Origin of the sequence: Pseudomonas sp. GL-B-12 (assembly GCF_019955895.1) — a bacterium.
Lineage (GTDB): Bacteria > Pseudomonadota > Gammaproteobacteria > Pseudomonadales > Pseudomonadaceae > Aquipseudomonas.
Window position 1 is genome coordinate 119,819 of record NZ_JAHBCX010000001.1, and the last position, 15,242, is coordinate 135,060.

General features: G+C 60.0%; 8 protein-coding genes and 1 pseudogene. 5 read left to right on the forward strand and 4 right to left on the reverse strand.

Going from position 1 to position 15,242, the window contains the following annotated elements; all coding sequences use genetic code 11:
• Positions 1-56 precede the first annotated feature (56 nt).
• The gene (putA, locus tag KGA85_RS00480; RefSeq protein WP_223532273.1) at positions 57-4,007 is read left to right on the forward strand and encodes a trifunctional transcriptional regulator/proline dehydrogenase/L-glutamate gamma-semialdehyde dehydrogenase; all 3,951 of its coding nucleotides are present in this window, start codon (positions 57-59) and stop codon (positions 4,005-4,007) included.
• 258 nt (positions 4,008-4,265) lie between these two features.
• Positions 4,266-6,068, forward strand: coding sequence for an acyl-CoA dehydrogenase (locus KGA85_RS00485; protein ID WP_223457730.1), 1,803 nt, complete (start codon positions 4,266-4,268; stop codon positions 6,066-6,068).
• Between the two features lie 142 nt (positions 6,069-6,210).
• Here the strand turns inward: KGA85_RS00485 and KGA85_RS31335 are convergent, their stop codons facing one another.
• The 4 genes and pseudogenes from KGA85_RS31335 to KGA85_RS00500 form a co-directional block, all read right to left on the reverse strand.
• Positions 6,211-7,056 (reverse strand): methyl-accepting chemotaxis protein, encoded by an 846-nt coding sequence (locus KGA85_RS31335; RefSeq protein WP_411741615.1) that lies wholly within the window; start codon positions 7,054-7,056, stop codon positions 6,211-6,213.
• Between the two features lie 18 nt (positions 7,057-7,074).
• Positions 7,075-8,148 (reverse strand): annotated as a pseudogene (locus KGA85_RS31340) (cache domain-containing protein); the annotation flags it as partial.
• A 100-nt stretch (positions 8,149-8,248) separates the two neighbouring features.
• Positions 8,249-8,551: a cell division protein ZapA gene (locus tag KGA85_RS00495; RefSeq protein ID WP_150754767.1), complete on the reverse strand. Its 303-nt coding sequence runs from the start codon at positions 8,549-8,551 to the stop codon at positions 8,249-8,251.
• Positions 8,548-8,757 carry a hypothetical protein gene (locus KGA85_RS00500; RefSeq protein WP_095943263.1) on the reverse strand — a complete coding sequence of 70 codons (210 nt, stop codon included), beginning with the start codon at positions 8,755-8,757 and terminating at the stop codon, positions 8,548-8,550. Before KGA85_RS00500 ends, KGA85_RS00495 begins: the two co-directional genes overlap by 4 nt.
• Before the next feature lie 578 nt (positions 8,758-9,335).
• Between KGA85_RS00500 and KGA85_RS00505 the strand changes: the two genes are divergently transcribed.
• The 3 genes from KGA85_RS00505 (at position 9,336) to mscK (ending at position 15,207) form a co-directional block, all read left to right on the forward strand.
• On the forward strand, positions 9,336-9,761 hold the full coding sequence (locus KGA85_RS00505) for a hypothetical protein (protein WP_223457726.1): 426 nt from the start codon (positions 9,336-9,338) through the stop codon (positions 9,759-9,761).
• Positions 9,762-10,079: 318 nt separating this feature from the next.
• Positions 10,080-11,822 carry a potassium/proton antiporter gene (locus KGA85_RS00510; protein ID WP_223457724.1) on the forward strand — a complete coding sequence of 581 codons (1,743 nt, stop codon included), beginning with the start codon at positions 10,080-10,082 and terminating at the stop codon, positions 11,820-11,822.
• Between the two features lie 34 nt (positions 11,823-11,856).
• A complete protein-coding gene (gene mscK / locus KGA85_RS00515) occupies positions 11,857-15,207 on the forward strand; it encodes a mechanosensitive channel MscK (RefSeq protein ID WP_223457722.1) in 3,351 nt (1,116 codons plus the stop codon).
• Positions 15,208-15,242: the final 35 nt, after the last annotated feature.

Consider the following 15,242-nt stretch of genomic DNA (forward strand, 5'->3'; position numbering starts at 1 on the left):
GCTAATCTTGCCGCCAGCTGATGCCACGCAGTCGTGGCAAACATGAGGATAAAAACATGGCTACCACCACCCTTGGGGTCAAACTTGACGACCCGACCCGCGAACGCCTCAAGGCCGCCGCGACCTCGATTGATCGCACGCCGCACTGGCTGATCAAGCAGGCAATCTTCAATTACCTGGAAAAACTCGAGGGTGGTGCAACCCTGACCGAGCTGAGCGGTTTGACCAAGGATTCCGACGACAGCGTCGACGCGCCTCTGGATCACGCCCACCAGTGCTTCCTCGAATTCGCCGAAAGCATCCTGCCGCAATCGGTACTGCGCGCATCGATCACCGCCGCTTACCGTCGCCCTGAGCCAGAAGTCGTGCCGATGCTGATCGAGCAGGCGCGCCTACCGGCACCGATGTGCGACGCCACCAACAAACTCGCCACCTCGATTGCTGAAAAACTGCGCAACCAGAAGAGCGCCGGCGGCCGTGCCGGTATCGTTCAGGGCCTGCTGCAGGAGTTCTCCCTGTCGTCCCAGGAAGGCGTGGCGCTGATGTGCCTGGCCGAAGCGCTGCTGCGCATCCCGGACAAAGGCACCCGCGATGCGCTGATCCGCGACAAGATCAGCACCGGCAACTGGCAGCCGCACCTGGGCAACAGCCCGTCGTTGTTCGTCAACGCCGCCACCTGGGGCTTGCTGCTGACCGGCAAACTGGTGTCGACCCACAACGAAGCCGGCCTGACATCGTCCCTGAGCCGCATTATCGGCAAGAGCGGCGAGCCGATGATCCGCAAGGGCGTCGACATGGCCATGCGCCTGATGGGCGAGCAGTTCGTGACCGGCGAAACCATCGCCGAAGCCCTGGCCAACGCCAGCAAGTTCGAAACCAAGGGTTTCCGCTATTCCTACGACATGCTGGGTGAAGCCGCACTCACCGAGCACGACGCCCAGAAGTACCTGGCCTCGTACGAACAAGCCATCCACTCGATCGGCAAAGCCTCCCACGGTCGCGGGATTTATGAAGGCCCGGGCATCTCGATCAAGCTGTCCGCCCTGCACCCGCGCTACAGCCGTGCGCAGTACGAGCGCGTGATGGACGAGTTGTACCCGCGCCTGCTGTCGCTGACCCTGCTGGCCAAGCAATACGACATCGGCCTGAACATCGACGCCGAAGAAGCCGACCGCCTCGAGCTGTCGCTGGATCTGCTCGAGCGCCTGTGCTTCGAGCCGCAACTGACTGGCTGGAACGGCATCGGTTTCGTCATCCAGGCTTACCAGAAGCGTTGCCCGTATGTGATCGACTACGTGATCGACCTGGCTCGCCGCAGCCGTCATCGCCTGATGATCCGCCTGGTGAAAGGCGCGTACTGGGACAGCGAAATCAAGCGCGCCCAGGTCGAAGGCCTGGAAGGCTACCCGGTCTACACCCGCAAGGTGTACACCGACGTGTCCTACATCGCTTGCGCGCGCAAACTGCTGTCGGTGCCGGAAGTCATCTACCCGCAGTTCGCCACGCACAACGCCCACACCCTGTCGGCCATTTATCACATCGCCGGTCAGAACTATTACCCGGGTCAGTACGAGTTCCAGTGCCTGCACGGCATGGGTGAACCGCTGTACGAACAGGTTGTAGGCAAAGTTTCCGAAGGCAAGCTGAACCGTCCGTGCCGTGTGTACGCACCGGTCGGCACCCACGAAACCCTGCTGGCTTACCTGGTGCGTCGTCTGCTGGAAAACGGCGCGAACACCTCGTTCGTCAACCGCATTGCCGATCAGTCGATTTCGATCCAGGAACTGGTAGCCGATCCGGTAGCCAGCATCGAGCAGATGGCAACCGTGGAAGGTGGCTTCGGCCTGCCACACCCGCGCATTCCGCTGCCGCGTGACCTGTACGGTTCCGAGCGCGCCAACTCCAGCGGCATCGACATGGCCAACGAACATCGTTTGGCGTCCCTGTCCTGCGCCTTGCTCGCTACCGCGCACAACCACTGGAAAGCGGCGCCGATGCTCGGTTGCGCCTCCAGCAGCGAAGCGCCGGCACCGGTCTTGAACCCATCCGATCTGCGTGATGTGGTCGGCCATGTGCAGGAAGCGACCGTCGAAGACGTCGACAACGCGATCCAGTGCGCCCTCAACGCTGCGCCGATCTGGCAGGCCACCCCGCCAGCCGAGCGCGCCGCGATTCTGGAGCGTGCTGCTGATTTGATGGAAGCCGAGATCCAGCCGCTGATGGGCCTGTTGGCTCGCGAAGCCGGCAAGACCTTCGCCAACGCCATCGCCGAAGTGCGTGAAGCCGTGGACTTCCTGCGTTATTACGCGGTGCAGGCACGCAACGACTTCACCAATGACGCTCACCGTCCGCTGGGCCCAGTGGTGTGCATCAGCCCGTGGAACTTCCCGCTGGCGATCTTCAGTGGTCAAGTGGCTGCAGCATTGGCCGCCGGTAACCCGGTATTGGCCAAGCCTGCGGAACAAACTCCGCTGGTCGCGGCTCAGGCCGTACGCCTGCTGCTCGAAGCCGGCATTCCGGAGGGCGTGCTGCAACTGCTGCCGGGTCGCGGTGAAACCGTCGGTGCCGGCCTGGTGGGTGATGAGCGCGTCAAAGGCGTGATGTTCACTGGCTCCACTGAAGTCGCGCGCTTGCTGCAACGCAATATCGCCGGTCGCCTGGACAGCCAGGGTCGTCCGATCCCGCTGATCGCTGAAACCGGTGGCCAGAACGCGATGATCGTCGACTCTTCGGCACTGACCGAACAAGTCGTGATCGACGTGGTTTCGTCGGCGTTCGACAGCGCCGGTCAGCGTTGCTCGGCATTGCGTGTGCTGTGCCTACAGGAAGATTCCGCAGACCGCGTCATCGAAATGCTCAAGGGCGCCATGGCCGAAAGCCGTCTCGGCAACCCTGAGCGTCTGTCCGTGGACATCGGCCCGGTGATCGACGCCGAAGCCAAGGCCGGCATCGAGAAGCACATCCAGGCCATGCGCGACAAAGGTCGCAGCGTGTATCAGGTGGCCATCGCCGATGCCGAAGAAGTCAAACGCGGCACCTTCGTGATGCCGACGCTGATCGAACTGGAAAGCTTCGACGAGTTGCAGCGTGAGATCTTCGGCCCGGTGCTGCACGTGGTTCGCTACAAGCGCAAGGACATCGATCAACTGATCGGCCAGATCAACGCTTCCGGCTACGGCCTGACCCTGGGCGTGCACACCCGCATCGACGAGACCATCGCCAAGGTGATCGACAACGTCAACGCCGGTAACGTCTACGTCAACCGCAACATTGTGGGTGCCGTGGTCGGTGTTCAACCGTTCGGCGGCGAAGGCCTGTCGGGTACCGGCCCGAAAGCCGGCGGCCCGCTGTACCTGTACCGCCTGTTGTCGACCCGCCCTGCGGATGCGATCGAACAATCCTTCGCTCGCGGTGATGCTGCCGCAGCACCGGACGTTCGTCTGCGCGATGCCATGAGCAAGCCGCTGACTGCCCTGAAAGCCTGGGCCGACAGCCACAAGTTCGCCGACCTGAGCACCCTGTGCGTGCAGTTCGCCGCGCAATCGCAAAGCGGCATCACCCGCGTACTGGCTGGCCCGACTGGCGAGCGCAACAGCTACGCGATCCTGCCACGGGAACACGTGCTGTGCCTGACGGAAGTCGAAGGCGACCTGCTGACTCAACTGGCGGCGGTATTGGCTGTCGGTGGTTCAGCGGTGTGGCCGGAAGCTGACATGACCAAAGCCTTGTTCGCACGCCTGCCGAAGGACATTCAGGCACGCATCAAGCTGGTTTCCGACTGGAACAAGGACGAAGTGGTGTTTGATGCAGTTGTGCATCATGGCCACTCCGACCAGTTGCGTGCGGTGTGCCAGCAGGTTGCCAAGCGTGCCGGCGCCATCGTCGGGGTTCAGGGTCTGTCGCAAGGCGAAACCAACATTGCGCTGGAACGTTTGGTGATTGAGCGTGCGTTGAGCGTTAACACTGCGGCGGCGGGTGGTAATGCCAGCCTGATGACCATCGGCTAAACCGCAACAAATCAGGCGCCCGTAATGGGCGCCTGAAATACAAAAACCCTGTGGGAGCGGGCTTGCTCGCGAAGGCGGTGTGTCATTCAACATAGATGTTGAATGTGCCGGCCTCTTCGCGAGCAAGCCCGCTCCCACATTTGTTTTGTGGTGCCTGCTAAGTCGCTGCTCTGCCCCACCATCACGCTCATCAATCATGCTATTCAGCATAAATTCACAAGACTAGACTCGGCCCATTCCAACAAAAGGTAGGCCGCCATGTCCGAGACGTTGCTCAGCTCCCGTAATCTGGCTTTCGAGCTGTATGAAGTCCTTGATGCCGAGGGCCTGACCCAGCGTGAGCGTTTCGCCGAGCACAACCGCGAAACCTTCGATGCGGCCATTGGCACCGCCCGCAGCATCGCCGAGAAGTTCTTCGCCCCGCACAATCGCAAGGGCGACGAGAACGAGCCGCGCTACGAGAACGGCCAGGCGATTCTGATTCCGGAAGTGAAACCGGCGGTGGATGCCTTCCTCGAAGCCGGCTTCCTCAACGCCGCGCGCAGTTTCGACGCTGGCGGCATGCAGCTTCCTACGCTGCTGTCCCAGGCCTGCTTCGCGCACTTTCAATCGGCTAACGCGGCTTCGACGTCGTATCCGTTCCTGACCATGGGCGCGGCGAACCTGATCGAAAGCTTCGGCACCGATGAGCAGAAGCGCCGCTTCCTGCAGCCGATGATCGATGGCCGTTTCTTCGGCACCATGGCCCTGACCGAACCCCACGCGGGCTCATCGCTGTCGGATATTCGTACCCGCGCGGAACCTGCGTCCGACGGCACCTATCGCCTCAAGGGCAACAAGATCTTCATTTCCGGTGGCGATCACTCGCTGTCGGAAAACATCGTGCATATGGTGCTGGCCAAGCTGCCGGATGCGCCGGCCGGGGTGAAGGGCATTTCGCTGTTCATCGTGCCCAAGTTCCTGGTCAACGACGACGGCAGTCTCGGCAAGCGCAACGACGTGTTGCTGGCCGGGCTGTTCCACAAGATGGGCTGGCGTGGCACCACGTCCACCGCGCTGAACTTCGGCGATAACGGCGAGTGCGTCGGCTATCTGGTGGGCAAGCCGCACCATGGCTTGAGCTACATGTTCCAGATGATGAACGAAGCACGGATCGGCGTCGGCATGGGTGCGGTGATGCTTGGTTACGCGGGCTATCTGTATTCGCTGGAATACGCCCGCGAGCGTCCGCAGGGCCGCGTGCCGGACAGCAAGGACCCGAACACCGCGCCGGTGGCGATCATTCAGCACGCTGACGTGAAACGCATGCTGTTGACGCAAAAGGCTTACGTCGAAGGCTCGTTCGACCTCGGCCTGTACGCGGCGCGGCTATTCGATGACACAACGACGCTTGCGACCGAAGCCGAGCGCAAGCAGGCCCATGAATTGCTGGACCTGCTGACGCCGATCGTCAAATCCTGGCCGTCGGAGTTCTGCCTGAAGGCCAACGAACTGGCGATCCAGATCCTCGGCGGCCACGGCTACACCCGCGAATACCCGGTGGAGCAGTACTACCGCGACAACCGCCTGAACCCGATCCACGAAGGCACCCACGGCATTCAGTCGCTGGACCTGCTGGGCCGCAAACTGGCACAGAACGGTGGCGCGGGGCTCAAGCAGCTGATTCGTCTGATCGCTGCCACTGGAGAGCGAGCACAGGCGTTTGATTCATTGACACCGCTGCGTGAATCGCTGGAAAAACTGGTGGCGCGCCTGCAAACCGTGACCATCGGCCTGCTGACTGATCTGGCACAAGGCAAGGTCAACAGCAGCCTGGCGAATTCGGCGCTGTACCTGAAGGTGTTCGGGCACACGGTGATTGGCTGGCGCTGGCTGGAACAGGCGATTCGCGCCGAGGAAGGCCTGGCCAAGGGCGATGCGGCGGATGTGAGCTTCTATAAAGGCAAGCTACAGGCGGCGCGCTACTTCCTGACCTGGGAAGTGCCGGGTTGCCACCATGAGCTGGCGATTCTTGAAGCTCGGGATGATGTTTGCCTGGGGATGCAGGATGAGTGGTTCTGATCCCGGATCTATGGTGTAGCTGAAATCCAATCGCGAGCAGGCTCGCTCCTACAGGTATCTCTGTTGATCACAAATCCTGTGTTCAACACCCAAACCCTGTGGGAGCGAGCCTGCTCGCGATGGCGTCAGCACTACCAACACATCACTTCAGCTTGAACCCACCCATCTGCCGCGCCAGATCATCCGCCAACCGCTGCAACGTCTGACAATCATCCCGACAGGCTCTGACCTCCCCCGCCGTCGCCCGGGCCAGATCGGAAATCCCCTGCACGTTGCGATTGATTTCTTCAGTCACCGCCGATTGCTCTTCCGTCGCCGCCGCCACCTGATGGTTCATGTCGCTGATGCGTTCCACTTGCCCAGTAATCGCGGTCAACGAGGCGCCGGTACGCTGGCTCGACTCGACACCCGTGCCCGTCGCGGCTTGCCCGGAATGCATCGACGACACCGCGTTTTCCGCACCTTGCTTGAGGCTGCCGATCATCTGCTGGATTTCATCGGTGGACGACTGCGTACGCCGCGCCAGGGTGCGCACTTCATCGGCAACCACGGCAAACCCACGCCCCATATCCCCGGCCCGCGCCGCTTCGATGGCAGCGTTGAGCGCCAGCAGGTTGGTCTGCTCGGAAATCCCGCGGATCACCGCCAGCACCTGGTCGATCGACGCCACCTGATGCGCCAATTCACCCACAGCGCTGGCGGCGACACCGATTTCGTCGGACATGCTTTCAATATGCCGGATCGAGCCACCCACCACTTCCCGTGCCTGCATCGCCTCATCCCGAGCCGTTTGCGACGCGACCGCCGCATTGCCGGCATTTTGGGCGATTTCCTGAACGGTCAGGCCCATTTCGTGAACCGCAGTTGCGACCATGTCGGTCATTTCCTGTTGGCGACCGGAGCGTTCAGCGGTGTTATCCACGACCCGTGCAACCTGACCGACAGCGGTGCGCAGTCGCTCGCTGGTGGTCAGTACTTCGCCGATCATGTCGCGCTGGCTATCCAGGAACCGATTGAAACCGCGAGCCAGATCGCCCAGCTCATCGGCGCGACTGGAATCTAACCGGCGGGTCAAATCGCCACCACCGCTACCAATGGCAACCAGTGCCGCTGTTACCTGACGAATCGGTCGTACCAACCCACGGGCCAGCAACACCACCAGCAGCAAGCACACAATCGCCACCGCCAGGCCGATGCCACTGCTCATCCACATGGCGCGGCGGGCTTCGGCGTAGATCTGCGATTGCGGCACTTCGGCCACCAGGGTCCAGCCGAGATCACGCAATGGCAGGCTTAACGCGAGGAAGTCTTCACCGTCACGCTGGAAGCCGCTGCTGGTGGCAGCTTTTTGACTCATCACCGATTGTGCCGCCGTAGCACCAATCTGCTCGGTCAAAGTGCGTTTGCCGCTGAATTGCGCCTCGGGATGCACCTGGATCAAACCGTCGGAACGCACGAGATAGACCTTGCCGCGCTCTCCGAAGCTGAAGTTGTGGATCAGCTCCGAGAGCTCGTTCATGCTCAAGCCAAGCCCGGCAACGCCCACGACTTTACCGGCCTGCTCGACTTTGAAGTCGATGAAAAGCGCCAATTCTCCGGTGGCTGTGTCGTTATCGATGTTGAGAGTGCGCGGCTGGTTGCTGTCGAGGAACGAGTAGAACCAGGCGTCTTTCGGATTGGAACGACTGAGGGTCCGGTCCAGGCCTTTTTCGGTGAAGTAATGATTGGACGCGGTGCCGACAATAATCGCGGTAAAGGCTTTGTGCTCGGCGCGAACACCTTCGAGATAGGTAGTGAACGTGCCAGCCTGGGCACGGTCTTCCCCCCCGGCCAGCCAGTCGCGCACCATGCTGTTGCTGGCGATGTCCTTGGCGGCGGTGAGCGGTTGGACAAGGATGCGTTCGATGTCGTTGCGCATCGCTTCGATGCTCGACGGCAAGGCTTGCTCGACCAGATAGCTCTGGGCGAGGCGGTTAACCACCAGGGTATAGATGCCCACCACGATCAGAATACTGACCAGCAAGGCGCTGCCCATACTCAGGATCAATTGCCATTGAATACTGCGTCGCCAGAACTGCATGGAGCACCCCCAAAGAATAAGAGGCTGAAACACTGCAACAGCCGTGCCGATTGTATACAAACAAACCGACAATCTATTCTTTGGTTGTGCGCAAAGCCGATCAGGCCTGATTGATCGTCTTGGAGATCACTTCAACCGTGGCGCTGACTTGCTCTTGGTAACGGTCGAGTTCGAGCTTGTGCTGCTTTTGCATTTCGATCTGCTGGGAGCACAGATTCATCGCCGCCAGCACCAGCAGTCGGTCACCGATCAGCGTCGGGTACTTCCTCTTGGTTTCGGCCAGGGCTGCCTTCAACATCATCGCAGCGTCCAGCAGGGTCTGTTCTTCCCCGACCGGTGCCTTGATCGAATAGTCCTCCCCCAGGATCGAGACGACTTTTACCCCTGCGGCGTTGTAACTCATGCGCTGACAGGACCTGCGCTGACGCGCTCAACCAGGGCCTGGATGCGAGCCGCCGTGGCGCCTTGCTTCTCTTCGTGTTCCATCAGGCTCAGTTGCAGGCTTTCGTTTTCATCTTTGGCCTGGGCCAGTTCCGCGGTCAGGTTCTGGTTCTGTTGCACCAGGTCGCTGACCAGTTGTTCCAATTGGCTTAGGGATGCTTCCAACATTTTGATTTTCCGGGCTTTTTCAAAGGGCGCGTACGATAAAGAAAAGTCACCCTGGATGCCAGGGTTATACAGGCGCAAAGCCTTGATTTTGCTGACGAGTGACCTTTCTCGCGAACTGTAGAGACTGTATTTGCCCGATCTGGTTCCTGCACTTCGTCGCCGTGGCGTTTGTGCGACACCCCTGCTGCGGATTTCCGCCTCCCTCCATTTGGCCTCTCTGACCCGGCAGAACAATGAAATCGAACGGGACGCCACGGCGGACAACGAAATCAATAAATATACCCACACCCTCATTTCACCCTATCCAACTTACCTCTATTCGACGTCACAACGCCAATTCAATATAAAGAAAATAGCACACTGAAGAACTCTGCACTTCAGACAAGCCCCGACAAACTTAAATAAGTATTCAAACCACCCACCAACACAATAAAACAACCAAGAAACACCTCGAATAAAACCCGCGCTCGCAATGACAATTAAGACTATGGAATAATTTATTCACCGCCGAATAGCGGATCAAACTAAAAACTCATCAAAAAAACTTTATTTACATACCCAACGAGAGTTGACTCATCATGATAGACAATCAAAAAAACTTCACCCCTCCTACTTCAGTAACTGCAGACCCCGCTCCACAGCACACTGCTACCGCAACAAGCCCTGGCATTACCTTGACATCAAACGATAGAGGCGGCGTCACCTATGGCATCGTCGAATTTCTCGAGGTGTCCAGAAAACCTCAATACATCTCTAACTTCGAAACTGGTAAAGACCGCATCGACATGTCAATAGCCCTAAAAAATGCCGGAGTGAGCTCATTGAATTTTAATCTTTCGGACATCTCTGATTTCAAGAACCCAGGCGATGCATTTCTGGATTACTTACCTCACAACAACCAGAGCAATATTCTCGTAAAAGTTGAAAGCGCTAAATCAATGATGGTCATTTCGGTGACAGGCCTCGTACGCCTGGGAGATATCGTCGATTCTGGATGGTCCTGACACATCGTAGTAAACAATCTGCCAGCACTTATCAAAAGCGGACTCAAAGATCTAACAAGACAGTCGCCTCATCCTTGAAAGCCTATTGACCTTTGCCAATTAAAAATCCAACTCAATTTAAGTCCGGGGCGGAAAACCAATGCCCCGCTCGAATGGATCTTTCATCGACGCAACAGTAAGCCAATCATAGAGACAGCACCTGGGCAGGCGCCCTCAAAACCTTTTTTGACAGCGACGCAATTCAACAGGTTAGAATCGCTGGCACGCAGACTGCATGGTCAGTTTGCGCCCGCCTTTCAGCTTTCTGGAGTACTGCCTTTGAATGCGACGACCATCAACAGCCTGTTCTTGATCGGCGCGTTGCTGGTAGGTGCGAGTATTCTGGTGAGCTCACTTTCGTCCCGCCTCGGTATCCCGATTCTGGTGATCATCCTGGCCGTCGGTATGGCGGCCGGTGTCGATGGCGCTGGCATTATTTTCGATAATTACCCCACGGCTTATCTGGTCGGCAACCTCGCGCTGGCGGTGATCCTGCTCGACGGCGGCTTGCGCACCCGGGTGTCGAGTTTCCGCGTGGCGTTATGGCCGGCGTTGTCCCTGGCCACGGTCGGGGTACTGATTACCACCGGGCTGACCGGCATGGCGGCCGCGTGGCTGTTCAACCTGAACCTGATTCAGGGCCTGCTGATCGGCGCCATCGTCGGCTCCACCGACGCCGCGGCGGTGTTCTCGCTATTGGGCGGCAAAGGCCTGAACGAACGGGTAACCGCCAGCCTTGAAATCGAATCCGGCAGCAACGACCCGATGGCGGTGTTCCTCACCGTCACCCTGATCGACATGCTCGCCAGCGGCCAGACCGGTCTGCACTGGAGCCTGTTGACCCATCTGCTGCGCGAGTTCGGTATCGGTGGCGTCATTGGCTTGGGCGGTGGCTGGCTCATGCTGCAACTGGTCAATCGCATCAACCTGGCCACCGGCCTGTATCCGATCCTGGTGATTGCCGGTGGCCTGGTGGTATTTGCCCTGACCAACGCCCTGCACGGCAGCGGCTTCCTGGCGGTATACATCTGCGGCCTGGTGATCGGCAACCGCCCGGTGCGCAGCCGTCACGGCATTCTGCACATGCTCGACGGCATGGCGTGGTTGGCGCAGATCGGCATGTTCCTGGTGCTGGGCCTACTGGTCACACCCCACGACTTGCTGCCGATTGCCCTGCCGGCACTGGCACTGGCACTCTGGATGATTCTGTTTGCCCGGCCACTGTCGGTGATGGTTGGCCTGCTGCCGTTCAAAGCGTTCCATGGTCGCGAGAAAGCGTTCATTTCCTGGGTCGGCCTGCGCGGCGCGGTCCCGATCATTCTCGCGGTGTTCCCGCTGATGGCCGGCCTGCCCAACGCCCAGCTGTACTTCAACCTCGCCTTCTTTATCGTGCTGGTGTCGCTGCTGGTTCAGGGTACGAGCCTGCCGTGGGTCGCCAAGCTGCTGAAGGTGACGGTGCCCCCGGAGCCTGCCCCCATCTCCCGCTCGGCCCTGGAAGTGCACGTCACCAGCGAGTGGGAGCTGTTCGTCTATCGCCTCGGCGCGGAAAAATGGTGCATCGGCTCGCCCCTGCGCGAGCTGAAAATGCCCGAGGGCACTCGTATCGCCGCCCTCTTTCGCGGTCAACAATTGCTCCATCCGTCGGGTAGTACGGTGCTGGAAGTCGATGATTTGCTGTGTGTTATCGGCCATGAACACAACCTGCCGGCCCTCGGAAAACTCTTCAGCCAGGCGCCACAACGGGGCCTCGATCTACGCTTCTTCGGCGACTTCGTACTCGAAGGAGACGCCCAGCTGGCCGCGGTTGCGGCCCTCTATGGCCTGAAGGTCGAAGGAATCGATCCGGACATGTCCCTGGGCCACTTCATTGCCCAGAAGGTCGGCGGCGCGCCGGTGGTAGGCGACCAGGTGGAATGGAACAACACCATTTGGACCGTGGCAGTCATGGACGGGAACAAGATCGGCAAAGTGGGCGTCAGATTCCCCGAAGGAAGTCGCCCGGGTCCCGGACTCTTCCTCTAAACTGCTTCCACTATCACTTGCTTGACCGGTCTTTATGCCTAACCTGCGCTCCATTTTCGCCATCGCCCTATTGGGCTTGAGTCTCTCTGTCAGTACTTTGCAAGCGGCCGAACCGCCTTCCAGCGAAGCCGTGCAGGCGAGCCTGGACAAGATCGCCGACCGCAAACTGCCGGAAGCCGATCAGAAGGCCCTGCAAACCGTTCTGCAAAGCACGCTGAACCAGCTCAACAACAAGCGTGACTACGAGCAGAAACTGGCCGCACTCAAACAGCAATTGAACAGTGCGCCCAAACAGACGATCGAGAACCAGCGTGAACTGACCCGCCTCAAGGCCAGTACCGTGGCGCCGGTGGCGCAGCGTTTCGCCAAAGAACCGATCCAGCAGCTTGAACAGTTGCTCACCGAGCGCTCCACCCAGCAAAGCGACCTGCAAAAGGCCCTGGCCGATGCCAACAGCCTGATCATCACCGCCCAGACCCGCCCCGAGCGTGCCCAGGCGGAGATTTCCAGCAGCCAGACGCGCATCCAGCAGATCAACACCATCCTCAAGAACGGCAAGGACGCCGGCAAGACCTTGAGCGCCGAGCAACGCGACCAGCTCAATGCCGAGCTTGCAGCGCTGAACGCCCTGATCCCGCTGCGGCGCCAGGAACTGGCCGGCAATACCCAATTGCAAGACCTCGGCAACAGCCAGCATGACCTGTTATCGGAGCGATCCGACCGCCTGGATCAGGAAATCCAGGAACTGCAGACCCTGATCAACCAGAAGCGTCTGGCTCTGTCCCAGGAAACGGTCACCCAGCAATCCATCGAAGCGCAGAAGGCCGGCGGCAGCAGCCTGCTGGCCACCGAAAGCGCTACCAACCTGAAGCTCTCGGACTACCTGCTCAAAAGCACCGACCGCCTGAACGAAGTCACCCAGCAGAACCTGCAGACCAAGCAACAGCTGGACAGCCTGACCCAGAGCGATGCGGCCCTGGACGAGCAAATCAACGTGCTCAAAGGCAGCCTGCTGCTCTCGAAGATTCTCTACAAACAGAAACAGGCGTTGCCGCGCCTGCGGCTCGACCGCAACCTCGCCGATCAGATCGCCGACATTCGCCTGTATCAGTTCGAAGTCAGCCAGCAACGGGAATTGCTGAGCAATCCGGCCACCTACGTCGAAAACCTGCTGTCGACCCAACCCCCCGAGCAAGTCACGGCGCAGCTGCGCAAAAGCCTGATGGAACTGGCCACCACCCGCGCCGACCTGCTGGAGCGACTGAACCGCGAACTGAGCGCGGTACTCAATGAATCCATCACCCTGCAACTGAACCAGAAGCAATTGCTCAGCACCGCGCAAAGCCTGCGGGCGACGCTTGATGAACAGATGTTCTGGATTCCCAGCAACAAGCCGCTGGAGTTGGAGTGGATCCGCAGTGTGCCGGATCGCCTCCAGCGTCAACTCGATTCACTACCGGTACTTTCAAGCCTGAGCGAACTGACCGACGGCCTGACCCAGCGCCCGCTGCTGTTCCTGCCGCTGGCGTTTTTGATCGGCGCTCTGCTGTGGCGCCGCAAGAATCTGTACGCGCGACTGAACAAGGTTCACCAGGACATCGGTCACTTCAAACGCGATAGCCAGTGGCACACGCCGCAGGCGATTCTGATCAATATTCTGCTGGCGATGCCGGTTTCCCTGGGCCTCGCCTTGTGCGGGCTGGCCCTGCGAATCGACGCCCGTGGGCAGAACGCCAATATGGGCGCGGCGCTGCTGCAAATGGCCGGCGCCTGGCTGGTGTTCTACACCGCCTACCGAATCCTCGCGCCGGGTGGTGTGGCAGAACTGCATTTCCGCTGGGAAAAGCCCCAGGTGGAGTTCCTGCGTAGATGGATCCGCCGCCTCGGCATCGTGGTCATGGCACTGGTGACCGTCGTCGCCGTTGCCGAACTGCAACCGGCGGCGCTGGCCGATGACGTGATCGGCATGCCGGTGGTGCTCATCTGCTACGCCTTGATGACTTTGCTGCTCAGCCGTTTGCTCATCAGCAGCCCGACCCACGAAAACGCCTCGCTGTTCCGCAAACTGGTGGGGATCCTGTTCACCGCCCTGCCCGTCGCGTTGTTCGTGGCGGTGTGCTTCGGCTACTACTACACCGCACTGAAGCTCAGCGACCGCTTGATCAACACCCTGTACCTGCTGATGTTCTGGCTGGTGATCGAAGCCACTTTCGTGCGCGGCCTCAGCGTGGCGGCCAGGCGTCTGGCCTACCAGCGCGCCCGGGCCAAACGACTGGCCGCCAAGGAGGCCGGCGATGGCGAAGCCGTGATCGAAGAGCCGACCATGGACATCGAGAAGGTCAACGAACAGTCCCTGCGCCTGATCCGTCTGGCGCTGCTCGGCGGCTTCATGGCGGCACTGTATTGGGTCTGGGCCGACCTGATCACGGTGTTCTCGTACCTGGACAACGTCACCCTCTACGAATACACCAGCGGTACCGGCGCCAACATGAGCATGGTGCCGATCAGCATTGGCGACATGCTCGGAGCGCTGATCATCGTCGGTATCACCTTCGCCCTGGCGCGCAACCTGCCGGGGCTGCTGGAAGTGTTCGTGCTATCCAAGCTCAACCTGGCCCAGGGCAGCGCCTACGCGACCACCACGTTGCTGTCGTATGTGATCGCCGGCGTCGGTTTCGTCTCGACGCTGTCTACCCTCGGCGTGAGCTGGGACAAGTTGCAATGGCTGGTGGCGGCGCTGTCGGTCGGCCTTGGTTTCGGCATGCAGGAAATCTTCGCCAACTTCATTTCCGGCATCATGATCCTGTTCGAACGTCCGGTGCGGATCGGTGACACCATCACCATCGGCAACCTGTCGGGCACCGTGAGCAAGATTCGTATCCGTGCCACGACCATCACCGACTTCGACCGCAAGGACATCATCGTCCCGAACAAGACGTTCATCACCGGGCAACTGATCAACTGGTCGCTGACCGACACCATCACCCGGGTGACCCTCAAGCTCGGTGTCGACTACGGCTCGGACCTGGACCTGGTGAAAGAGCTGCTGCTCAAGGCCGCACGCGACAACCCGCGCGTACTGAAAGACCCGGAACCGCACGTGTACTTCCTGAATTTCGGCGAAAGCACCCTCGACCACGAGTTGCGCATGCACGTGCGCGACCTCGGCGACCGCAACCCGGTGCTCGACGAGGTCAACCGCTTCATCAACCGCGAGTTCAAGAAGCAGCACATCAACATCTCGTTCCGGCAGATGGAGGTCTACCTCAAGAACCTGCACGGCCAGGAATACAAGATGGTGCCGATCGAGCCGGAAGCGAAGACCATCGTGCCGTTGGTCGACGGCAAGCCACCGAAAGAGCCGCCCGCCGCCGAACTCGACTAACCAGCCATTCCCCAGCAGAATGCTCGGACATTCTG

Coding starts and splice junctions, on each gene's coding strand:
- putA (WP_223532273.1), top strand. CDS start 57: ATGGCTACCACCACCCTTGGGGTCAAACTTGACGACCCGACCCGCGAA.
- KGA85_RS00485 (WP_223457730.1), top strand. CDS start 4,266: ATGTCCGAGACGTTGCTCAGCTCCCGTAATCTGGCTTTCGAGCTGTAT.
- KGA85_RS31335 (WP_411741615.1), bottom strand. CDS start 7,056: ATGATCGGCGAAGTACTGACCACCAGCGAGCGACTGCGCACCGCTGTC.
- KGA85_RS00495 (WP_150754767.1), bottom strand. CDS start 8,551: ATGAGTTACAACGCCGCAGGGGTAAAAGTCGTCTCGATCCTGGGGGAG.
- KGA85_RS00500 (WP_095943263.1), bottom strand. CDS start 8,757: ATGTTGGAAGCATCCCTAAGCCAATTGGAACAACTGGTCAGCGACCTG.
- KGA85_RS00505 (WP_223457726.1), top strand. CDS start 9,336: ATGATAGACAATCAAAAAAACTTCACCCCTCCTACTTCAGTAACTGCA.
- mscK (WP_223457722.1), top strand. CDS start 11,857: ATGCCTAACCTGCGCTCCATTTTCGCCATCGCCCTATTGGGCTTGAGT.